The organism is Pseudomonadota bacterium (genome assembly GCA_039024915.1).
Lineage (GTDB): Bacteria > Pseudomonadota > Alphaproteobacteria > Rhizobiales > MH13 > MH13.
Genome location: JBCCPK010000001.1, coordinates 211,584 through 234,223, shown reverse-complemented (window position 1 = coordinate 234,223; position 22,640 = coordinate 211,584). Strand labels below are relative to the sequence as shown.

General features: G+C 58.7%; 18 protein-coding genes and 1 pseudogene. 10 read left to right on the top strand and 9 right to left on the bottom strand.

Going from position 1 to position 22,640, the window contains the following annotated elements; genetic code table 11:
• Window positions 1-69: 69 nt before the first annotated feature.
• The 3 genes from pyc to AAF739_01175 all read left to right on the top strand — a co-directional run bounded on the left by pyc (window position 70) and on the right by AAF739_01175 (window position 4,724).
• Window positions 70-3,552 (top strand): pyruvate carboxylase, encoded by a 3,483-nt coding sequence (pyc, locus tag AAF739_01185; GenBank protein ID MEM6381261.1) that lies wholly within the window; start codon window positions 70-72, stop codon window positions 3,550-3,552.
• A 117-nt stretch (window positions 3,553-3,669) separates the two neighbouring features.
• Window positions 3,670-4,410 carry an AzlC family ABC transporter permease gene (locus AAF739_01180; protein MEM6381260.1) on the top strand — a complete coding sequence of 247 codons (741 nt, stop codon included), beginning with the start codon at window positions 3,670-3,672 and terminating at the stop codon, window positions 4,408-4,410.
• A complete protein-coding gene (locus tag AAF739_01175; GenBank protein ID MEM6381259.1) occupies window positions 4,407-4,724 on the top strand; it encodes an AzlD domain-containing protein in 318 nt (105 codons plus the stop codon). The genes AAF739_01180 and AAF739_01175 overlap by 4 nt, the downstream gene beginning before the upstream one ends.
• A gap of 8 nt (window positions 4,725-4,732) precedes the next feature.
• Here AAF739_01175 and AAF739_01170 read toward each other — a convergent pair whose 3' ends face one another.
• The 4 genes from AAF739_01170 to AAF739_01155 form a co-directional block, all read right to left on the bottom strand.
• Window positions 4,733-6,250 carry an AAA family ATPase gene (locus AAF739_01170; protein ID MEM6381258.1) on the bottom strand — a complete coding sequence of 506 codons (1,518 nt, stop codon included), beginning with the start codon at window positions 6,248-6,250 and terminating at the stop codon, window positions 4,733-4,735.
• 461 nt (window positions 6,251-6,711) lie between these two features.
• Entirely contained in the window at window positions 6,712-9,450 is a 2,739-nt protein-coding gene (locus tag AAF739_01165) for a bifunctional acetate--CoA ligase family protein/GNAT family N-acetyltransferase (protein ID MEM6381257.1), read from the bottom strand.
• A gap of 116 nt (window positions 9,451-9,566) precedes the next feature.
• Complete coding sequence (locus tag AAF739_01160; GenBank protein MEM6381256.1) at window positions 9,567-10,178, bottom strand: HD domain-containing protein; 612 nt, start codon at window positions 10,176-10,178, stop codon at window positions 9,567-9,569.
• Window positions 10,171-10,647, bottom strand: coding sequence for a hypothetical protein (locus AAF739_01155; GenBank protein MEM6381255.1), 477 nt, complete (start codon window positions 10,645-10,647; stop codon window positions 10,171-10,173). Before AAF739_01155 ends, AAF739_01160 begins: the two co-directional genes overlap by 8 nt.
• A gap of 278 nt (window positions 10,648-10,925) precedes the next feature.
• On the opposite strand from AAF739_01155, the gene AAF739_01150 reads away from it, so the two are divergent.
• The gene (locus tag AAF739_01150; protein MEM6381254.1) at window positions 10,926-11,648 is read left to right on the top strand and encodes a DUF3047 domain-containing protein; all 723 of its coding nucleotides are present in this window, start codon (window positions 10,926-10,928) and stop codon (window positions 11,646-11,648) included.
• A gap of 2 nt (window positions 11,649-11,650) precedes the next feature.
• Here AAF739_01150 and AAF739_01145 read toward each other — a convergent pair whose 3' ends face one another.
• On the bottom strand, window positions 11,651-12,805 hold the full coding sequence (locus AAF739_01145) for an alpha-hydroxy acid oxidase (GenBank protein MEM6381253.1): 1,155 nt from the start codon (window positions 12,803-12,805) through the stop codon (window positions 11,651-11,653).
• A 636-nt stretch (window positions 12,806-13,441) separates the two neighbouring features.
• Window positions 13,442-14,395 carry a LysR family transcriptional regulator gene (locus tag AAF739_01140; protein ID MEM6381252.1) on the bottom strand — a complete coding sequence of 318 codons (954 nt, stop codon included), beginning with the start codon at window positions 14,393-14,395 and terminating at the stop codon, window positions 13,442-13,444.
• Window positions 14,396-14,911: 516 nt separating this feature from the next.
• Between AAF739_01140 and AAF739_01135 the strand changes: the two genes are divergently transcribed.
• Window positions 14,912-16,078: an SRPBCC family protein gene (locus AAF739_01135; protein MEM6381251.1), complete on the top strand. Its 1,167-nt coding sequence runs from the start codon at window positions 14,912-14,914 to the stop codon at window positions 16,076-16,078.
• Here AAF739_01135 and AAF739_01130 read toward each other — a convergent pair.
• Complete coding sequence (locus tag AAF739_01130; protein ID MEM6381250.1) at window positions 16,075-16,446, bottom strand: hypothetical protein; 372 nt, start codon at window positions 16,444-16,446, stop codon at window positions 16,075-16,077. The two genes, AAF739_01135 and AAF739_01130, sit on opposite strands and share 4 nt — an antisense overlap.
• 10 nt (window positions 16,447-16,456) lie before the next feature.
• Here AAF739_01130 and AAF739_01125 point away from each other — a divergent pair, with 10 nt between their 5' ends.
• Window positions 16,457-17,203, top strand: a complete 747-nt coding sequence (locus AAF739_01125; GenBank protein MEM6381249.1) for a DUF2470 domain-containing protein — start codon at window positions 16,457-16,459, stop codon at window positions 17,201-17,203.
• A gap of 55 nt (window positions 17,204-17,258) precedes the next feature.
• On the opposite strand, the pseudogene AAF739_01120 reads toward AAF739_01125, so the two are convergent.
• Window positions 17,259-17,735 (bottom strand): annotated as a pseudogene (locus AAF739_01120) (L,D-transpeptidase).
• Window positions 17,736-18,373: 638 nt separating this feature from the next.
• Window positions 18,374-19,171 carry a DUF2927 domain-containing protein gene (locus AAF739_01115; GenBank protein MEM6381248.1) on the bottom strand — a complete coding sequence of 266 codons (798 nt, stop codon included), beginning with the start codon at window positions 19,169-19,171 and terminating at the stop codon, window positions 18,374-18,376.
• A gap of 178 nt (window positions 19,172-19,349) precedes the next feature.
• Between AAF739_01115 and AAF739_01110 the strand changes: the two genes are divergently transcribed.
• From AAF739_01110 to AAF739_01095, 4 genes are all read left to right on the top strand, one after another.
• Window positions 19,350-20,087, top strand: coding sequence for a protein phosphatase CheZ (locus AAF739_01110; protein ID MEM6381247.1), 738 nt, complete (start codon window positions 19,350-19,352; stop codon window positions 20,085-20,087).
• A gap of 246 nt (window positions 20,088-20,333) precedes the next feature.
• Window positions 20,334-21,251: a pirin family protein gene (locus AAF739_01105; GenBank protein ID MEM6381246.1), complete on the top strand. Its 918-nt coding sequence runs from the start codon at window positions 20,334-20,336 to the stop codon at window positions 21,249-21,251.
• 99 nt (window positions 21,252-21,350) lie between these two features.
• Window positions 21,351-21,596, top strand: coding sequence for a DUF2798 domain-containing protein (locus tag AAF739_01100; protein MEM6381245.1), 246 nt, complete (start codon window positions 21,351-21,353; stop codon window positions 21,594-21,596).
• Between the two features lie 48 nt (window positions 21,597-21,644).
• Window positions 21,645-22,253: a DNA-3-methyladenine glycosylase I gene (locus AAF739_01095; GenBank protein ID MEM6381244.1), complete on the top strand. Its 609-nt coding sequence runs from the start codon at window positions 21,645-21,647 to the stop codon at window positions 22,251-22,253.
• Window positions 22,254-22,640: the final 387 nt, after the last annotated feature.

Genomic DNA, 22,640 nt, shown 5'->3' with positions numbered 1-22,640 from the left:
CCTAGTGCATCGCACAAAGCGCCCATGCTACGCAGCTAGCAGTTTCTCCGTTTCCTTGCCGGTAATCGAATGACCGCATCCCCTCAACGACCGATCAAACGCCTGTTAGCCGCCAACCGGTCGGAGATCGCTATCCGCATCTTCCGAGCGGCCAATGAGCTCGGCTTGCAGACAATCGCCGTCTACGCCGAAGAGGATAAGTTGGCGCTGCATCGCTTCAAGGCGGATGAAGCCTACTTGATCGGCCGCGGACCCCACCTTGATGAACCGCTTGGACCGATCGATGCCTATCTGTCGATCGATGAAATAATCCGCATCGCCAAGGAGCATGAGGTCGATGCGATCCATCCTGGATACGGCTTTTTGTCCGAGAGCCCCGAGTTCGTCGACGCGTGCACCCAAGCCGGCATCGTCTTCATCGGCCCAACGTCGGACACCATGCGAAGTCTCGGCAACAAGGTCTCCGCCCGCAATCTCGCGATCAAAGCAGGCGTGCCGGTCATGCCGGCGACGGATCCACTCCCCGACGATATGGAGACTGTGGCGAAGCTGGCCGATGAGATCGGCTATCCCGTCATGCTCAAGGCGTCCTGGGGCGGCGGCGGGCGAGGTATGCGCGTCATCCGCACGCCAGAAGATCTTGCGCGCGAAGTACCCATTGCCAAGAAGGAGGCGCGCTCGGCCTTCGGCAAGGATGAGGTCTATCTGGAAAAGCTCGTCGAGCGCGCTCGCCACGTTGAGGTGCAGATCCTTGGCGACAGCCATGGCTCGCTGGTACACCTGTTTGAACGTGATTGTACGGTTCAGAGGCGCCACCAGAAGATCATTGAACGCGCGCCCGCGCCCTACCTGAGCGAAACGCAGCGACAGGAGTTGTGCGCGTACGCCAAGCGTATCGGCGAGGCTGTCGGCTATCGTGGAGCGGGCACCGTCGAGTTTCTGATGGATGCGCAGACAGGTGCGTTCTACTTCATCGAGGTCAATCCACGCGTTCAGGTCGAGCACACGGTGACCGAGGAAGTCACCGGCATCGATATCGTCAAAGCCCAGATTCATATTGCAGAGGGCGCGCGTATCGGTGACGAGGCAACATGCGGCGTACCGGGGCAGGACGCGATCACGCTGTACGGTCACGCGATGCAGTGCCGGATCACGACCGAAGACCCTGACCAGAATTTCATTCCTGATTACGGCCGTATCACAGCTTACCGAGGCGCAACGGGCTTTGGTATCCGCCTTGATGGCGGCACAGCCTATTCTGGCGCGGTCATCACGCGCTTCTATGACCCGCTGCTCGAAAAGGTGACAGCTTGGGCGCCGAACCCTGAGGAGACGCGCCAACGCATGGATCGTGCGCTGCGTGAGTTCCGGATTCGAGGCGTTGCGACCAATCTGGTTTTCCTCGAGAATGTCATCGGCCATCCGAGCTTCATTGACGGCAGCTACACCACACGCTTCATCGACGAGACGCCCGAATTGTTCGAAAGCGTCAAGCGGCAGGATCGTGCGACAAAACTCCTGACCTACATCGCGGACGTAACGGTCAACGGGCACCCAGAAGCGCGTGACCGGCCGAAACCGCCCGCCGACGCGGGGCCGCCGGACTTGCCGGCAATGACGGGTGAGGTGAAGCCTGGAACGCGGCAGAAGCTTGAGGAGTTGGGCGCCGATGGCTTTGCGAAATGGATGAAAGCGGAAACGCGCGCGCTCATCACCGACACCACCATGCGCGACGGGCATCAGAGCTTGCTTGCGACCCGGATGCGCTCTTTCGACCTGATCGCGATGGCGCCAGCATACGCACAAGGACTGCCTGAGCTGTTCTCACTGGAATGCTGGGGCGGCGCGACCTTTGACGTCGCGATGCGATTTCTCACGGAAGACCCGTGGGAAAGGCTTACCCGCATCCGCGAAAGTGCGCCGAACATCCTCACGCAAATGCTGCTGCGCGGGTCAAATGGAGTCGGCTACACGAACTATCCCGATAATGTGGTTCGCCAGTTTGTGTTCGACGCCGCCGAAGCTGGGATGGACCTGTTTCGCGTTTTCGACTGCCTGAACTGGGTCGAGAACATGACCGTCTCGATGCAGGCCGTGCGGGATGCTGGCAGACTATGCGAAGGTGTCCTGTGCTATACAGCTGACATCCACGATCTATCGCGACCGAAGTACAATCTGGCCTATTACGTCGAGTTGGCGCGGCAACTCGAGGATGCGGGCGCGCACATTATCGGCATCAAGGATATGGCCGGGCTCTTGAAGCCCGCAGCCGCGACCGAGCTGGTTGAAGCGTTGCGCGAAGCGACGCACTTGCCGCTGCATCTGCACACGCATGACACGTCCGGGATTTCGGGCGCTACCTTGCTAGCGGCTCTCGATGCAGGCGTTGACGCGGTCGATGCTGCCATGGACGCTATGTCGGGCATGACCTCACAGCCACCACTTGGGTCGCTGGTGGCTGCGCTCGAAGGATCGGATCGCAGCACTGGCCTCGACCAACGAGCGATCCGGCGTATTTCATTCGCGTGGGAAGATACCAGACGCCAATATGCGGCGTTCGAAAGTGACCTGCGGGCGCCCGCGTCGGAGGTCTACTTGCATGAAATGCCCGGCGGGCAATTCACCAACCTCAAGGAGCAAGCCCGTTCGGTCGGCCTCGCCAACCGCTGGCACGAGATTGCCGAGACGTATGCAGAAGTAAACCATCTGTTCGGTGACATCGTGAAGGTCACGCCATCATCGAAGGTCGTCGGCGACATGGCCCTGATGATGGTCAGCCAAGGCATCAAGATCGAGGACGTGCTCGATCCCGACAAGGATATTGCGTTTCCCGAGAGCGTCGTCGCGATGATGCGTGGCGATCTCGGACAGCCGCCGGGCGGTTGGCCGGAAACGATCCAGGCAAAGGTGTTGAAAGGCGAAGCGCCCTACACCGAGCGACCAGGCGCGCGGCTCGCACCCGCCGATCTGGATGCAGAGCGCAAGGCGATTGAGGAGGCCCTTGAGCGTCCGGTCTCATCGACCGAGTTGGCGTCATACCTGATGTATCCAAAGGTGTTCACCGACTTCGCCCGGGTCGCAGAAACCTACGGCCCGGTGCAGGTATTACCGACGTTGGTGTACTTCTATGGGCTTGAAGTTGAGGACGAAATTGCCATTGAACTCGAGCGGGGCAAGACGCTCATCGTGCGGTGTCTGGGACGGAGCGAAGCCGACGAAACCGGCATGGTGCGGGTGTTCTTCGAGCTCAATGGCCAACCTCGAACAATCAAGGTTCCAGATCGATCCCACGGAGCGACAGGTGTTGGTGTACGCCAGAAAGCGGACCCTGATAATCCAGCGCACATAGCGGCGCCTGTCCCCGGTGTTATCTCGTCCGTAGCCCATAAGGCAGGTGACACGGTACGCGCTGGTGATCCCTTGCTTGGTGTTGAGGCGATGAAGATGGAGACTGTCATCCACGCTGATAAGGATGGCACGATCGCTGAATTGTTGGTGAGTGCCGGCGAAAGCGTCGACGCAAAGGACTTGTTGCTTGTCCTTGAAGGTTGAGTTCGGTCGCCGCCGCTTGAACAGTCAGATCGTCCGCCTGTCCAAGGTATCGCATCCGATGGCTGCGGTGCTCGCGGTCCTGCGTAGCGGTTATGCCGACACGGGATTGCGTCAGCCTTGAGTAGCGGAAACGTCGACTTCGCAAAATCTCCAGCACCCTTTTCGATGGGTGGTTTCTGGATGGGGTTCCGCCGTGCTTTCGTCGTAACACCCGGAATCGTGGTTTTTGGCGCCGGTTTTGGTGCCGCCGCTGCTGTGCAAGGGCTGACGTTCCTCGATGCCTTCTTCTTCCAGTCTCTGGTGCTTGCAGGTGCCTCTCAATATGTCGCGCTGGGTCTGTGGACTGAGCCGATAACGTGGACGACAGCCTTTGCGATGGGCGCGGTCGTTTTTACAGTCAACCTGCGAATGATGCTTCTTGGTGCAGCCTTGCGACCATGGATGGGAGGCCTTCCCGCTTATAAATCATACCCAGCTTTGGCGCTTTTATCGGATCCCGCTTGGTTGATAGGCATCCGATACCATCGTGAAGGCGGCAGCGATTGGGGCGTCTATTTGGGCGCGTGCGTTTTCATGTATCTCTTGTGGGTGGCTTCGGTATTCCCCGGCTATTTTGCCTCCGCGGCGTTGGAAGACCCGGCACGCTTTGGCGTTGATCTCATCATGCCGATCTTCTTCATCACCATGTTGGTGCCGCTGTGGCGTGGGCGAACGGACGCAGTTCCGTGGCTGATGGCGATCGCCGTATCGCTCGCTGTGCAGGCCTTGGCGCCTGGTTATTGGTTCGTCCTGGCTGGGGGGTTGGCTGCGGCGATCACCGCAGCCGTGATGCCTGCCCAAGGGGACGGCGCGACTTGAGCGAAGATGCCGTTCTGATGACGCAAGGCGCTTGGATCGCGATTGCTGCAATGGTCGCCATGACGGTGTTGGCCAAGACAATGGGCTTCTTCATTCTAGGCCGTGTTCCGCTGACCGCCCGATTGCGGCGCGGGTTGGAGGCCCTTCCCGGTGGCGTCATACTGGCCACCGTCGTCCCCATCACGCTGCAGAGCGGCGTGGCTGGACTAGCCGGCCTGTTCGCTGCAGCCGTCATGATGGTTGCTTTCCGGAAGGATTGGCTTGCGGTGGCCGGCGGGCTGGCGGTTGTTGGGTTCGTTCGCGCTGCGTTCTGAGGCTGACGTTAGTTCAGTCGATCGATGGCGCGCCGTACCCGTTCGCAAACCTTCTCAAACGAGCCGCTGCTATCAAGCAGGGGCCAGTCCATGACCCCCAAGTCGTAGTCCTGCTGAAGCGCCACGACTCGGCTATCTGCATCGGATGCATCACCAAACCGCTTTTCGACCCGCGCTAATCGGGTTTCAAGCGGCGCGTCGAGCCAAACCGCAGCGAAATGGCACTCTGCCGCCAGCGCAACATCTTCAATTGCCTGCCGTTCCTGGGCCGTCGCAAAAACAGCATCGACCACAACCGACTGACCGGCTTCTAGCGTGACAGCGGCCTGCCGCGCCATTTCAGCGTACACGGTTTGCGATACGGAACGTTGGTAGGCGGACGGGCCCAATTTCTCCTCAGGCCTGGATTCCAGAAGCGATTTGCGGACGATATCGGAGCGAATGATCACCGCTCCTGGGGAGCAGCCCAAGCGTGGCGCGAGGGCTTGCGCCAATCTGCTCTTTCCGGTCCCCGACAGTCCACCAATGACGGTAAGGGAGAGGTCTCTTGGTTCGAGCATGTCCGCCGCGTAGGTAAACAGATTTCGAGCTTCAGCTTTTGAGCGCATTGCATCTGTCCCCGTTTGATGAGCTGCACTCATTGCGCAAATCTTCGCCCGAAGCGCAGCGCGCATAGACATGTAGAACGGCAGCGCAGCAAGCCCATCGAGATCACCTGGCCCCGTCGGTGCTGACAGGTATCGGTTCAGTGCCCGGTTCGCTTTGTCCCGAAGACCAAGATGGTCCAGATCCATCAGCAAGAACGCTAAATCGTACAGGACATCGCCTGTTGCGATGCGGTCATCGAACTCGATAGCGTCAAACAGTCGGATGCTGTCCTTCAGCTTGACGATGTTGCGCAGATGCATGTCGCCATGTGCCCGCCGAACACGCTGCGCCTGCCCGCGTTGCAGAAGCAGAGGCTCCAGGCTCTTCCACTTTTCAATGGTTCTGGCGGTCAGCTCACTGACCGCTGGGCGTGAGAATATAGCCGGTGCCTCAAGGAAGGCCTGGTCGTTGTGCTCGATATAGCCCCCCAAGTCTGCGATCCAGTCGCTCGCTCGGCGCTCCGGTGCGCGCGCTTGGAAGGCCACCGCAACATCGATGGCCTTGTCGAGATCATCATCATCAAGCGCGTTTGCAGCGGCGAGTTGATCAAACGTCTGGCCAGTGTCGAACCGATGCATTTCAACGGCCCAATCAATGGCTTCGCCTTGCCCATTGATGGTCAGCTCACGCGATGGCCCGCGGGTGATCGCAACCGCATCAATGTAGATTTCCGGTGCAAGCGGCTTGTTGATGGCGATCTCCGCTTTGCAGGCTTCTTCGCGACGGGCCAACGTTGAGAGGTCCATGAATGGAAAGCAAACCGCTCGCTTGAGCTTGTAAGCTCGCGTGCCTGCAAGGAAGACAATCGCACCATGGGTATCGATACGCTCGACCGGATCAAACGCTTGATCAAGCCCGTAGCTTCGTGGGTCGCTCAAAAAAGCGATGACCGCTGATTGATCACCAACGACGTGGGTAATGTCGCCCTGGGAGCGGATTCCTGTGTGTGACGGGTTCCTGTGCGGTCGTTCGCGGCCTGTGACAGCCGGACTTGACGAACACCTGGTCGAACCATCGACAGCGTCTTTTTCATGAGACGAGTATGGCTCACTTGGTTGCTTCTTAGCGTCGGGCTCTCCCGATCGGTCAGCTGGTCTGCGTCGTGCTGTGGCCGTCATTGTGATCGGCTCCTTTGGCCGAACAAGTGCTTTTTCGTCGGTTCGGCGCTTCATAAAGGCCCGACGACACGCTCTTGTCGCTGACGACCTACCGACCGAGCTCTTGCGGAGGCTGAACGGTCTTCACTTCGGAAAGAGTATCCCAGAATTTGATCCTGCCCGGCAGTCGCAAGAACACGCATCTGCGTTGGTGGGCCCAAGGCCCATCCGCGCGTGGACGGCTAGCCTTGATCGATCGGCAACTCTTGGTCTCCGAGATCCTTGAGCTCAAGCTTGCAATTGACGATCTCGCGCTCCTCAGGGTCTGTTTTGAGCGAGAAACCCAGCGCTTGGCACATACTGAGCATGGTGGTGTTCTCAGCCAGCACCTGCCCTTCGATCCGCTCAAACCGCTCGGCGCGGCCATATTCGATCACCAGTCGCATCAGTGCCCAGCCAAGGCCCTGACCTTTGAGATCTGACCGCAGAAGGATGGCGTACTCGCCGGATTTGCGTTCCGGGTCTGCATGGAGGCGAACGACGCCGATCAGTTCGCCATGGCTATCAAAGGCCCCAAACGCCATGTCGCGCGCATAGTCTATCTGCGTGAGCCGTGCGATGAACTTGTGAGAAAAGTCGCGCACGCTCGAAAAGAACCGTAAACGCAGGTCTTCCGCTGTCGTTTTTGCAAAGAAATCTCGGAACGCCGGTTCGTCTTCCGGCCTAACTGGCCGAACAAAGACTTGATCACCGCCTTTGAGATCAAGCCACCGTTCCCAGTTGCGTGGATAGGGTCGGATCGTGAAGCGCGGGTTGGTATCAAAAGTCCGGTCGCCAACATCCGCTTCCGCCAGCTGTATTCGAGCATCGAGCACGCGTGCGCCTTTTGGGCTGGCAAGGACGGGGTTGAGATCGAGCCGTTTAATCTGTGGAACATCGGCCGCAAGCTGGGAGAGCCGAACAAGGCTTTCCAGCACGGCTTGACCGTCGACCGCAGGGCGACCGCGATGCCCTGCCAGCACTTTGGCGACACGCGTCCGATCAATCATTTGTCCGGCCAGTCTCATGTCCACCGGGGCCAATTCGAGGGTGATGTCGCCCATTGCCTCAACCGCAACACCGCCACGGCCAAAAAGCAAAACCGGTCCAAAAACCGGGTCGTCAGACAACCCCATGAACAACTCGATTCCACCCGAAGTATCCGCCATAGGTTGGACTGTCACCCCATCAAGACGGGCTTGCGGAGCGCGCTGGCGCACCCGCTTCAAAAGCGCTTCGGTGGCAGCTGCAACATGTTCAGGAAGCGCCAGATCCAACACCACGCCACCGACATCGGACTTGTGCGGCAGATCGGGTGAATCGATCTTCACTGCCATCGCCCTGCAGGTCGGCTTCAATGCTTCAGCCGCAGCGCGCGCTGCATACGGATCGGCCGCACGGATTGGCGCGACGTAGACCAACCCGTAAGTCGCCAAGACGTCCGTGATCTCATCAGGGTTCAGCCAATGTCGCCCTTGCGCCAGCGCGTCATCGCACAGGGCGCGCACCCGCGTGACGTCAGCGCTCGCGAGATCTTCGGGGAGAGCTGGCGGGGTCTCCGACAATTCGCGTTGGGCGGTCGTATACCGCACAATGTCCATGAAGCCCCTCACCGCGTCGCCGGGGGTGCGGTAGCGTGCGACATTGCCTTCATCAAACGCGGCCATCGCAGCGGGGTCACGCTCAAGCCATGAAACAAGCACGGGCTTGGGGCGTGAGCGATCCTTTGTCTTTTGTGCGATCAGTTCGGCGAAGCTTTTTGCTTGGTCGAGCATCCCCGATAGCCGGTTGGGGCTGTAGGCCAACATCACCGCATCGTTTTGCGGGTCGTCGATCAACGCCTCTATCGTTTCCACATGTCCTTCGGTTGGTACTGCAGGCTCCAACACCACTGGGGTTTCGCCTAGCCAATACGGATTTGTATGCTTCTCAACGACGCTGTGCGCCTGTTCGCCCAGCCCCGCTAGCATGCCGCCTTCGTCGCGCAACCGGTCGGCGGCAAGCATGCCGATCCCTCGGTCGTTGGTGATGATGGCGAGTCGTTTTCCCGTTTCTGACGGTCGCTTGAGCCGGGCAAGGGCTTCTGCGGCATCGAAAAGCTCATCGAGGTCGTGTACGCGCAAAAGCCCAGAACGCCTGAATGCCGCATCATATGCAGCATCCTCGCTGGCCAGCATCGCAGCATGTGTCCCGCTGCGCTCAAGCGTTACGGGGTGGCGACCGGACTTGAGGATGACCACCGGCTTGACCTTGGCGGCGGCTCGTGCGGCCGAAAAGAAGCGCCGTGGATCGCCAATCGTCTCAACGCAAACGAGAATGGCCCGTGTCCGAATATCGTAAGCGAGATGATCAAGCAGGTCGTCGAGATCAACATCGGACGCTTCACCGAGCGAGACGGCTTTGGAAAAGCCAACCTTGACCGCGTTACCCCAGTCAATAACCGCGTTCATGATCGCGCCTGATTGGGCAACAAGGCCCAGCGAACCGGGCAAGGGCGGCGCAGCCGCCAGCGTTGCGTTCAATCCGGAAGCCGCGGACCAAACCCCTTCGGAATCGGGACCAAGAATTCGCATGTCTGATCGTCGAGCCGCCGCGCGCATCGCCCGCTTCAGAGCGCCCTGATCGCCGCCTGTGCAGCCAGAAACGACGATCGAAGCGCGAACGCCGGTCAGTTTCGCCTCCGCGATCAGCCCGGGAACGGTGTCGGCTGGTGTCGCCACGACTGCCAGATCCGGCGCGCTTTCAAGCTCGGCCAGAGACCCGACGCATGGGTGGTCAAGAACAATCTCATGATTGGGATTTATAAAAGAAATCCTGCGCCCGCTTGCCGACGCAACGAGGCCTTCCGCGAACGCGCGGCCAACGCTACCATCTTTTGGGCTAGCACCGATCAGCGCGATATGCTGCGGTGCAAAAAACGCATCAAGATTTTGAATCGACATCTGATTTTCCAGTTCGGAGAATCAGGCATTTCCCCCTGAAGCAGGTATAATGCTGCGTTGCGGCAAAACCATGACATCGACGAGTAGTCCGCACAAGGCCAAGCTCCACCATCGGATCAGACCAATGACTTTTTGACATATTTGCCACTGTCGCCAGCGAGCCTCTGGCGCGTCAGAGCGTCGATCCGTGTACGTAAGGATGCCGTAAGAGGAAGCGCGTTCGTCCAGTCCGTTCCATAGGTCAGGTTGAAGGTATAATCGAAATCGGCTGGGTTTTCCCCGGTTGCGTGTTGGAGCAAGGTTTCAAGCTTGTCGAGGGCCTTAAGAAGCTTGGCTTCGGATTCAACGCCGTCATCATATGCCTCCGCAACCTCGGTGATCGCTTGCTGCGCGGTGTCGGGCAAACTCGCAACCAGACTGCGAAGCGCAGCGCTTTCAGCCTGTTTGCGCTGTGCCTGATCGCCTTTTTGCTGGATTGCCGGCACATCACCGGTGATCGCTTCACCCAAGTCATGCACAATCGCCATCTTGAGAAGTCGAGCGAGGTCGTAACCGTCGAGTTCTGGCTCAAGTGCAACAATCCAAAGCGCGAGTCGCCAGCTATGCGCCGCAGTGTTTTCCCGCGCACCAGCATCTGTGAAGGCGGACCGCATCGTATCCTTCAGCGCCCCGGAAGCCGCCAAGAAGGCCAAGACACCGCCATCCGCATCCGCTTCTTTATCAGCCATGGTGCGTACCTTCGGATGCGCTTGGGTGCCAGCTTGGACGATAGCCAGCGCGTAAAGCTGCGACCGTCGATGGTGGCGTAAGGAGCCTTATTCTATCAGAGCCTGAGGGAGTGTATGAAGACTGATAACCGCCAAAGGACCACCCGATTGCTCCGTGCGGCGCTTTTGCAAGAACCCCCTGTGAGGTTTCGACCAACGTACCAACTGGCAGACTTGCCCACAGCGCCTGAGTTCTGTCCTGCCGCGTGCGTTCGGCATGCAATCGCTCGTCGATGGCCTCGGCTGACAGAGCTGCGTGAGCCACACCCACAGCGTCTGCAAACGCCCCGCGGAAGGCTTCAGCATCTCGGCGTCGGCACTCAAAACAGGGTCGATGTCCAGCTGCCAAGGCCGTCACCTCGTCCAGAAAAAACAGTTCGCTGTATCCGGGACCCCAGACCTCTCGCTTCCGTTCCTTGAAACGAAGCATGCAGATGATCCATCTTTTGCCAGCCCAGGGTTTGCCGCGTTTGAGACACTGCTCGGACGTGTGAATCCGACCCCCGCGATTACCCATAAAGGTGCCCCGAGCAGCCACCGATGCAAGGTCGCCGCTCGGGTGGACCCTGTTTTGCAAGGGCCTTTTTAGGATCGACACGCTGCACATCATCACGCAAGCGTGATCTGGACGGTAAGAAGTTTCAACATCGGAAATGGCAAGGCATGCGTAAGATGCCGCGACGCTACATCCGATCGTTAAGGATCACCATGACCCGCAATCACATTCATCACAACGCCCTGCTCTCGACCGAACCAAGCGGCACGACCCGCAGGGGTGTCATCGCCGGAATTGCTGGACTGGCCAGCATGCCATTCGTCGCGTCTCAAACGGTGGCGTCAACGCCGATAAGCTTTTCGGGATGGCGTAGCTGGGAGTTCAATGGCATCTCACCAACTCAGTTTGCACCCTCGGGCAGCACGCTTTCGGTAACGGCACAGCAGTCGTCCTCGGTGCTTTATGGTGTCGTTCCCACAAACGCTCGAGCCGCAACGCAGGCGACTTGGCAGTGGCAGGTCAGCCAAGCCGTTGGCGCTACCAACCTTGCTCGGCGAGGAGGTGATGATCGGGCTCTGGCCCTGTATTTCGTTTTCGTTGATGCCGACACCGCCGCCCGGTTCGGCGATCAGACGCCTGCACTCTCGCGGTTGCTGGGGATGCGAAATGGACGCACACTCATCTACGTGTGGGGCGGACAATCGGGTCGCGGCGCAATTCTGGACAGCCCATATTTGCGCTCTCGCGGCAAAACGATTGTGTTACGCTCAGCTGGCACTGCTGGTTGGACCAATGAGACAGTTGACCTTGCCGGCGACCATCAACGTGCATTTGGAAGCCCAAGCCAAACCCTTGTGGCGCTTGGTGTCTCATCAGACAGCGACGATACCGGTGGGGTCAATCAAGGCGGGATTCGCAATCTCACATTGGCTTGAGACTAGCCCGCTTCAAAACCCTCGGGCAGGTACAGATTGTCCCGATTGAGCTGTTCAATATGCGTCTGGCCGCACAGTGCCATGGTTGTATCGAGTTCCTTGTGGATGATCTCGAGCGTTTTTGTGACACCATCCTTGCCCATAGCGCCGAGGCCATACAGAAACGCTCGGCCAATATAGGTACCCTTCGCGCCCAAAGCCATTGCTTTGAGCACGTCTTGGCCCGAGCGGATGCCGCCGTCCATGTGGACTTCGATCTCACTGCCAACAGCATCGAGAATGACCGGTAGCATACGGATCGAAGAGAAGGCGCCATCCAGTTGCCGGCCTCCGTGGTTGGACACGATAATCGCGTCGGCGCCCGTCTTGACAGCAAGCTTGGCATCCTCGGGATCGAGTATGCCCTTGATGATCAGTGGACCGTCCCAGCGCTCCTTCACCCATTCGACATCGTCCCAGGTCAAAGACTGATCAAACTGACTTGCCGTCCACTCCGACAGGGATGACATGTCATCGACACCCGATACATGGCCGACGATGTTGCGAAACTCTCGCCGCTCGGTGAACAGCATGTTCCAGCACCACACCGGCTTGGTCATCATATTGACGATGTTGGCAATGGTCAGTTTGGGTGGCGCCGATAAGCCGTTACGGATGTCCTTGTGCCGTTGACCGATGATTTGCAGATCAAGGGTGAGCACAAGCGCCGAGCATTCAGCCGCCTTCGCCCGTTCGATAAGTCGGGCCATAAAGTCCCGATCCTTCATCATGTAGAGCTGGAACCAGAAAGGCTTATTCGTCACCATAGCGACATCTTCGATCGAGCAGATCGACATGGTCGACAATGTGAACGGCACTCCGAATGCTTCGCACGCGCGGGCCGCGAGCATCTCGCCGTCAGCGTATTGCATGCCCGTTAGACCGGTTGGTGCGCAGGCCACCGGCATCGCGACATCTTGCCCAACCATTTTGGTTGCGGTCGAGCGGCCCTCCATGTTGACGGCGACCCGCTGCCGGAGCCGGATGAGTTCGAAGTCATCTTCGTTGTCGTCATAGGTTTGTTCGGTCCACGAACCTGAGTCCGCGTAATCGTAAAACATGCGCGGGACCCGGCGCTCTGCGAGCACCTGCAAATCGTGGATGGTGGTGACGGTCATAAGAAGGCCTCGGAACCAAGAAGCGCGCTTGCGCAGAAACAAACTGTAGGCCGTGCGGACAAGCCGCCCGGAGCGCCCACTATAGGCCGCCTCGCAGCCGATCAGCCATTAGCAACCCTGCTTATCGCGCTTGGCTTTCAAGGTAGGCAATCAGGTCCGCAACCTGCCGCGGCCGAAGTCGCTGGGCGGGCATGCTGCTTCTCTCGCCAATAAAGCCCGTTGGGTTGGCGATGTACGCGGCAAGTTTGTCGCGGTCCCAGACCTCTGAAGACCGAGTTTGCAGCCCGCTGGAGTATGGGTATCTGGGAACCGACGCGATCGGCCTGCCTATGACCCCGGTCAAGTGTGGCCCGCGACCGTTTTGGGCGCCCGGCCCAATGGCATGGCATGCTGAGCAGCGTCGAAATTGGTCCGCCCCAGCCGTCGCGTCCTGCGCAAATACCGGCGTCGGCGCGAGGCTTGAAACAGCAACGCCCGCCGATAGCGTGATCAAAAAGAGGAGAATGCGAATATGCGGCATTGCTTGATAGAGCCAGTAAGCGGAGTGCGGCGCCTTGTTTGCGCTACGCCAAGCTTATGGCGACATTTTGCAATGTCTAGTCCGTCAAATTGGCGCGCAAGGCGAGCACATGGCCGTTATTCAGCGGCTGCTCTCAAGTCTTGTGCGACCGGATTGAGAACGTCGTCCAAACCCTTTTCCCAGTAGGGTGACGGGCCATAGATGCTGGCCATGTAATCGATGAACACGCGAACTTTTGCAGGCAGGAACCGCCGCGTGGGATAGACTGAGAACAGCCCCACGCCCCTTGCCGCACGGTATTGTGGGAGCACAATTTGCAACTCACCGGACGCCAGCTCTGGTCCAACATCCCACGTCGATCTGAGCGCAATGCCCATCCCTGCCAGAACCGCTTCACGAATAACTTCGTTGGAGTTGGTGATGACTGCGCTTGAGGGCTTAATCGAAAGAGCATCACCGTTGGCTTCTTCCATGCGCCAACTGTCCTGTTGGCGTGTGGTCAGAAGCGCATGGTCAGAGAGTGCCTCGATAGTCTCCGGCAAGCCGTTTCTTTTGATGTAATCTGGCGTTGCGCAAAGGACGCGATGAATTGGGGCGAGCTTGCGCGCTACGAGTGTCGAGTCGTTGAGCTCTGCAATCCGTAAGGCCACGTCAAAGCCATCGGAAACCAGATCAACAAAATCGTCTGATAACTCCAGATGGAGCGTCAACTCCGGGTTTGCCTCCGTGAACGCGGCGAGGTGAGGGGCAACGTGAATGCGCCCAAAGCTGGTTGGGGCCGATATTTTGAGCACGCCTGATGCCATTGCCGAACGCCGGGTGACAAAGCTCTCCGCCTCTTCGACGCTTGCCAGAATAGCAACAACGCGCTCGTAAAAACCTTTACCAGCTTCGGTCAGCGCAATTTGCCGCGTGGTCCGTTGCAAGAGCCGCGTCCCGAGACGATCTTCAAGCCGTCGAAGGCGCTTGGAGACAACTGCCGGCGACAGGGACATATCTCTTGCTGCAGCAGACATGCTGCCCGCAGAGACAACCCGCGAGAAGATCTCAAGATCTAAAAAATTGCTCATGCTAGATGCCTCGGTTGTGACAACACAGCCGCCGCATCGTCGCTAATGTTTGACGTCCGGTAGCAGGACGCGTGATATTTCTTCATCATGCCTCTCCAAAGTGCCCGCGTAGGAGTGTGCATTTGTGTACGCTTATATAAGAAACTACTTACACTCACGATGCAAGCGCGACACAGTGCGCGCCTGGTGAAAACAGTTAAGCGCCAGGTGGCACTGACCAACGCTGTGCGCATTGTGCCAGTAAACGCCTCAATGCTTGTGTTACGTTCCGCATCCGATAATGGATTTCTGCCCCGCTCTTGTGGCTACCAGCGAGCAAGCCACGCTCAGCGCGCATTGGTCATGATAAGGGTTGGCGAGAGAATCCCGGGCGGCTGGGCCGTGGTCATGTCGCCTTGCCAGCGTTCAGACGTTCCACCAGTCGAGGCGGTGCTGAGGCCACGTCGCATGCGCGGTTAAAGAGCGTACGAACAGCGTGCCTGTTGCCAACGCCAAATTCCTTGGCATTGTGCTGGAATGAATGAGTTTCAATCATCGCTTACAAACATCGCCGCACTGCAGCGTCCAGACGGGTTTGCGCAGGAGCAGGCGCGGCTTGGGCAGGTTTGGACGTGCGTCGGTACGACCAAAGCCCTCAAGGATAATCAGTCGTGGTTCCGCACCACACTCGGTGGGCGATCCATCTTCCTGCAGAAAACCCGCAGCGGGCTTCGCGGATTTGAGAATCGCTGCGCTCATCGTTCCTATCCCTTGCGAACAGCCGACAATGGGATCGGGCCAATGGTTTGCGGGTTTCATCACTGGCGTTACGACGATGATGGACTGGCGCTAGGCATCCCGAAGTGCCTGGAGATGTACGGCGCGAGGCCCAAGCAGCTGGATGCGCAGTTGACGCGCCTCGACGTGGAGGAGTGTGGCGGGCTCATTTTTGCCAGGTTTGCGCCCCCTGGCGGCGCGCCAAGCCTCAAAACTTATCTGGGCGCGACCTACCCGGTCGTTCAAGCGATGAGCGCGCAGGACCAGCACCAACGCCGCTTCGTCAATGATGTGCGCGCAAACTGGCGCTTGATCGCGCATATCAGTCTTGATGACTACCATATCGTCGCAGTCCATCCGAAGTCCTTCGGGAAGTCCGGATATCTGGACCCAGAGAATGTCAGCTACCTGCAAGACGGATGGCACAGCGCATTTTTTTCTCGCGGCGGAGATGAGACCATGCAGTCTGTCGCGAGCGCGTGTGCGACCGGAACGTTGAAGCCGGAGTGGTACAAGACCTGGTTCGTTTTTCCCAACCTCGTCCTGTCGCATGTCCACGTTTTATCGATCGGCGGGTTGTCGGTTTGGTACATGCTGGCACTTTATTATGAGCCAATCGCGCACGATCGAACACGGCTACACGTGGTTTACCAACCATCGCCGTTCAGCACACGAGGGCAGGGCGTGATGGGAATAGGTCACGACTTTTTCGAGCGAATCCGCAGCTACTTTGTTGGCCGTTCTGCGCGGACTGTGATCGCTGAGGACAATGAGGTTTGCGAGGGGCTGCAGACCAACATGGGCACGTCGGACGGAACGGTTTATCTGGCAAGCCAAGAAAAGCGGATGCGCTATTTCGAGGATGCCTACGCGTCAGCGCTTCGAATGAAAGCGGAGAACGAGCCGAGGGACCTCGCCCGAGCCTAGAGGCGGTTGCGACGGTCCGCGATTGAACCGAAATCGAAATCGGTTGCCAGCGCCATGCAGCCTGCAAGCTGATCGCCAAACGGTGCCTCTGAATAAGTGAGCCACGCACCGTTGCTCTTAAGCCGATCAGCGAATCCGGGATGAGAGGAATGTGCGATGATGATCGAAGCGGGCAGGCTTGCGCGAACGTAAGTTCCATCGGCCAATGCGATTGAGCGCATGATGGTGGCCTCCGAGGTCATCGGCGGAAAAACGGCGAGCACGAGGCCGTCCTCGTTGGCATCGCCTTGCGCAAACCACAACACAAAAGCCATCGAGACAATTGCCGCGGCGACAAAGCCGCTTACCAAGGTGACTGAATTTGGCATAGGACGAGGTATGGCTGAAAACAAATCTGTTCTGCAACCCGTCGACGCCGATGCGCGGGCACTCGCAAAATCTCTGGTTCGAACGGCCCGATACGGTGCTTTGGCGCATGCCGACGCCCACTCTGGTTTACCACATGTCAGTCGGGTTGGCGTCGCGACGGCGATCAACGGCGCGCCGACAATTTTGATCTCGCAGCTTTCCCCACACTTTGCGGGCCTTGAGGCGAACCCCGCTTGTTCGGTCCTTTTGGGGGAGCCGGGCAAAGGTGATCCGCTGGCCCACCCGCGGATTACCGTGATGGCGACTGCTCGCCAGGTTTCCGATGCGGCGGAACGAGCGGCGTTGCGAGGGCGGTATCTGGCCCGGCATCCGAAGGCGGCGCTTTATGTCGACTTCGCCGATTTTGCTTTCTGGGTGCTTGAGCCAACAGGTGCTGCCCTTAATGGCGGTTACGGGAAGGCCTACACCCTCGCATCAAACGACGTTCTGAGCCCAATCGCTGCCGGCTTGTTGGAGCTCGAGCCAGGGGCGGTGTCGCATATGAACGACGACCACAAAGACGCGCTTGATTTGTATGCCAGTTCAGTCTTGTCGAAGACGCAAAGCGGTTGGTCAGCCGTATCTCTCGACGCGGAAGGGATCGACTTGATGCGCGCAGAGCGGCTACTCCGCGTCCCCTATCCGAAACCGCTCGCCAAAGCAGAAGCGTTGCGTGGAACCTTGGCCGCTATGGCGAAGGGCTTGCGGGACAGTTGATACAAAAAGGGCAGCCCGGTGGCTGCCCTTTTTGTCTTTTGCCGCCAGTGGCTGGCTACAGGACCACCACCCGGGCACCGATGCGTACCCGCGTGTAAAGGTCTTCTACATCCTCGTTGCGCATGCGGATGCAGCCAGACGACATGGACTGCCCGATTGTCCATGGCTCATTTGTACCGTGGATCCGATAAAGTGTGTCCCGCCCGCCTTGGTACAGATAGAGCGCGCGTGCACCCAGAGGGTTCTCAACGCCACCCGGCATGCCATTGCGCCAACGCTCAAGTTCTGGTTGACGACGGATCATGGCAGCGGGGGGCGTCCATGTCGGCCACTCGGCTTTCCGGCGGATAGTTGCCTGGCCCGACCAGCCAAAGCCGGCCCGTCCAACGCCAACCCCATACCGGCGTGCCTGGCCGCCAGGTTCAACCAGATAGAGAAAATGGTTGTGCGGATCGACAATGATCGTACCAACTGGGTGATGCGTTTGATAGCTAACAACTTGTGGCAGATAGATGGGATTCAGCTGATGGCTTGGCTGGATTGAAGCATGTTGGACATGTGGATGGCCGCCCGGCGCGATATGGCGCTGAAGGTGTCGGCCCTGCTGCACGGGCACGGGAACAACACGTTGCCGCTGTGTGTGTCCGAACTGTCCCATCGCCCGCCCGTGAGCAGCGCGGCGCTGATGCGGAACATGAGCATGTGGGCTTTGCATCGGGCGCGCATGCCGCGGTTGCACATGGCGGGACCGATCAATGATCCGGCCCGACGGTGCCCGCTGGCGAACACGGTAGCCCGGTTGCAGCTGCAGCAGCCATGGAGCCGCGCGCTCCTGATTTAACATGACATACGGGGAACCGCTTGGCGGCACATGCATGGTGGTTTGCGCCTTCGCATCAACCGTCGTGAGCGCTCCGGTAAACCCAACGACAACGGCGCCGAGCGCAGCGGTAAAAATCCATTTTCCAAGTTTCATGCCTTCGTCCCCGACAAGTTACACGCTGGGGCGCCCAAAAACCGGGCGCGGTCACATCACGAAGCCAGAAAGCCAAAACCGAACAATGAACGCATGCGCGAAAAGGCGCCGAAGCGCGCTAAAGGTTTGTTCATGGTGAACGTATGGGAAAGCGCCTTGGTTAAGGTCGCATAAATTGCCGGCTAACCGGCAATTCACCTCACATAGCGTCGGATATCCGCGATGAGACGGGGGAGTAGCGGAGCAATGTCGTTCATGCGCATGCCAGGCCGGACGGCGGGATGATACAGAAGGTTCAGGATGTATCGGTCGTGCAGCATGAAACGGGTATGGCGGGAGGTATCGTTGAACACGCTCGCCGATAGAGACGCATCATCGTTGAGCGGTCCTAACCCCTGGAGGATTTCCTCAACCATGCAGCGGTTGAACAAAAAGTCACCCTCATCGGATACGATCACCGCCTGGGATTTGCTGATCCCGCCCCGTCCTGTCAGCACCCGCACCATGCAGCGACCGCGAACTTGGGCGCGCGAGGAATTGTAGACGTCGTCTTGGATGACCTGAGCATAGTTGGCGCGATCGACCACATAGACAGTGAAGTTCGCCTGCAGCGGGCTATCAACCACCCGGATATCGAGGCCACGGACACTGCTTGCGACTTGGCGGATAAATCGGCTTACGGTTCGGCGACGATCCTGCCGCGCCCTCTGGTCAATATAGACTTGTACCGGCCCGACGAACTTCTTCACGACGCGTGCGCCGCGACCGCTGTTTTGGTATTCGAGGCCGAAAACCGTTCGATAGAAGCCGTTGGCGATTTGCTCGTTGGTAAAGCTTCTTTGTGCCCACACCGGAAGCGCAAAGACGCTTGCGGCTGTTACCACGGCGATCAGTCCCACCAGCGCGCGCCGCGTTGCATGCGCGAGCGCCGAACGCAGACCGAGTCCGCCTCGTCGAAGAATTTCGAACAGCTGTATCAAAAAGCCCCTCATGTCCAACACATGCCGTGCTGTACCGAGGAGGGCAAGCACCAAAAGCAGCCGGCGATCAACGGACCGCAGGCGCGCGGGCCAGAGTTGTATGCCAACGTGATATTAACCCTGCCGCCCTAGCCTGCACTCTTTGATCGACGGGCGCTTGCCTCGTCAGGTACGCGGCGGGGAATTGAGTATGGCGACTGCAGCGCGCAAAGCATTTCGGATTGAAGCCTCCATGGGCGGCACAGTGGCGGGGGTGAGCGGGGCGGACCTGTCCGGCGCTGCACCAAAGCTTAACGGCTCAGATACAGCAGCGATCCTCGCCGCGATCGCTGAAATCAAATCACTTGTCGAACCGTCCGAGGAGCTCGATCAGTCTAAGATTGACGCGTTCAATAAAGACCTTGTCGAGGTTAAACGACTTGAGGCTGAAATGGCCGCGATCCGGGCGGCCATTCGCGAAACAAAGACGGAGATCGCGACCCTGCACAGCGCTGGGTTCCAAGGCAAGGAACTGGGTAAAGTCACCGATGAACTCGATGCGGTCGTCCAAGGGACAGAGCAAGCAACGGAAGTGATTTTGTCGTCTGCGGAGACGATTGAGGAAAAGGTTGGCAACTTGTCAGCAAAACTGGATGGCGACGACCAGGGCATGGCCAACGATGCAACCGAAGCCGTCATGGCAATCTTTGAGGCTTGCAACTTTCAGGACATCACAGGTCAGCGGATTACCAAGGTCGTCAAGACGATGCGGTTCATTGAGGAACGTATTGATTCGATGATGGAGATTTGGGGCGGCATGGAGAGCTTTGAGGACGTTAAGGCTCTTGATGTGGGGCCAAAGGGTGATCTGGCACTCCTCAACGGTCCAGCATCGCAAGACGACCAGAACGTTGCGAGCCAAGATGATATCGACGCTCTTTTTGACTAGGCAGACGTCAGCCTGATCAGCCACCGGACTGTTCACTCCGGTCTCATAAACACCGTCAGTCAATCAAGTGGGCCGTTATCGAGGCATGCCTCGTCGTTCGGCAAGCCGTTATCAAAGGTGTAGATTGTCCGCAAATTGCGAACAATGCATCGCCTCGTTACGCTCTATTGAACGACGCATAAACCGCCTATTTCTCTCCCCAACGCGCCCCCTTTCGCGGCGCCAAGCGTTTCAGGAGTTTAACCGATGAGCTTCCGTCCAATCCTGTCCGAAACACAGGCTACGCCGACCATGGAAGGTGCGGGTGTCCACCTGCACCGGGTGTTCGGCTTTGGCGATACGTCGCTGACCGACCCGTTCCTGATGATGGACGATTTCCGCAATGACGATCCACGGGCCTATGAAAAGGGTTTCCCTTGGCACCCCCACCGCGGCATCGAAACGATCACCTACGTTCTGGAAGGCGAGGTTGAGCACGGCGACAGCCTTGGCAACCATGGCCTGCTTGGACCGGGGTCCGTGCAATGGATGACCGCCGGCTCGGGGATCATGCACCAGGAGATGCCGCGCGGTAACGCGGCTGGCCAGATGCATGGTTTTCAGCTTTGGGCAAACCTGCCGTCGAGCCTGAAGATGACCACGCCGCGTTATCAGGACATCCAAGGTTCTGACATTGAAGAGATCGTCGACGATGATGGTACCCGCGTGAAAATCGTTATCGGCAAGTTCTGGGGCAAAAAAGGTCCCGTGGATGGTATAGCCGCGGATCCATTGTTCCTCGATATCTCCATGCCGCCGAACACGCGCAAAACGTTCCCCGTGGAAACGTATGCGCGCACCTTCGCCTATGTATTCGGTGGTTCGGGCACGTTCCGCGACGCCTCCAACCCGATCGGCGTGAAGGTCGAAAAGGAGTTCCAGGGGGAGGAGCTGCATGTCCGTGACATGTCGGGCAACCGCACCTTGGTGAACTTTGACACCGGTAACGAGGTTGTTGCGCGGTCTGGTCCGGAAGGCATGCGCTTCTTGCTCGTTTCCGGCCAGCCGATCAAGGAGCCGGTGGCGTGGCACGGCCCAATCGTGATGAACACCAATCAGGAGCTGATTGAGGCCATCCGCGATTTGCGCGAGGGCACGTTCATCAAGGAGCAGCCAGCGGCATAAACCACCGCGGGTCCGGGGCTTGGCCCGGGACCTTCAGCTTACCGAACATCGAGACCCCGGCCGAAAGGTCGGGGCTTCGTTTTCATTGGAGTACCACGCATGATACCCCCGAAATTTGCGCCGATAGTCTTTGGTTTCATCCTGTCCGGCCTGATGTCTTTGCTCGTGTCTGGAATTGCGACATGGCGCGCAGCGGGCATGCCCGCTGACTTCGTGGCACTGTGGCTGTTATCATGGCTCAACTCATGGGCCGTAGCTTTCCCTGCGGTGCTGGTCGTTGCGCCGATAACGCGGCGGTTGGTGGCGAAGCTGGTGAAGGCTCCTGACACCCCCGCGTCAGGATGAGCAGCCGAAGGGCTGGAGCGCTTGTCCAACCTGATGCACAAAGCGGTCATGACCACGCAACCATACCGCTGTTTCTGGGTGACCGACGACCCCGTTTACATCGCCTACCATGATGATGAGTGGGGCTTCCCTGTGAGCGATGACCGGCGCCTGTTTGAAAAAATATGCCTCGAAGGATTTCAGTCGGGCCTTTCCTGGCTGACGATCCTGAAGAAGCGCGAGAACTTTCGCGCTGCGTTCGACGGGTTCGATTTCGCCAAGGTCGCGCGCTACGGCGAAGCAGACGTTGCACGCCTTCTGGGCGACGCAGGCATTGTCCGCCACCAAGGCAAGATCCGCTCCACCATCAACAATGCTGCCCGCGCGCTTGAGCTCGTCGAAGAGGCAGGGTCATTGGCGGCCTTCTTCTGGCGCTATGAGCCGCCAGCGGATGAACGCCCAGCACAAAACACCAAAGAGGCGCTTATGGCCCTCGCCAAGACGCCCACCTCGACGCGCCTGTCCAAAGATCTCAAGAAGCGGGGCTGGAGCTTTGTCGGCCCGACCACCTGCTACGCGTTCATGCAAGCGATGGGCCTCGTGAACGATCATGAAGAAAAGTGCTTCATCTATCCCAAGGTTGAAGAGGCGCGCCGTGCCTTCGTCCGACCGGCTTGAAGGGCTGCGTAGTTCCTAGTGATCCGTCATGGTAGTTCCATGTTGCTGTAATCGAGGTTCAGCAGACCGAGAACAACATAGAATAGGCATAGCGTGTTAAAAGCGTATTTCGGGCCTCTTCTCAGCTCGATAGTCGCCTCGATGATTGCTCGCAGCCCAGCCAATCCGAAACCTATCGAATAGTATATCGTCCAATTCATCATTTCGCCAAATATTCCCAGTAACCGCTGAAATATTACTTTGTGAGGTCAGTCAGAGCAAGCGGCAAGGTCTGGGCTTACCCAAGCCTTAGCCCCACCCTTACCACTCCCCAGAGCGGGGAGGGGGGCGGAGACGCCAGGGCCTCGGGTCCAGCAAACGCGCTCCGATGCTGCGGTTCTCTTCCCG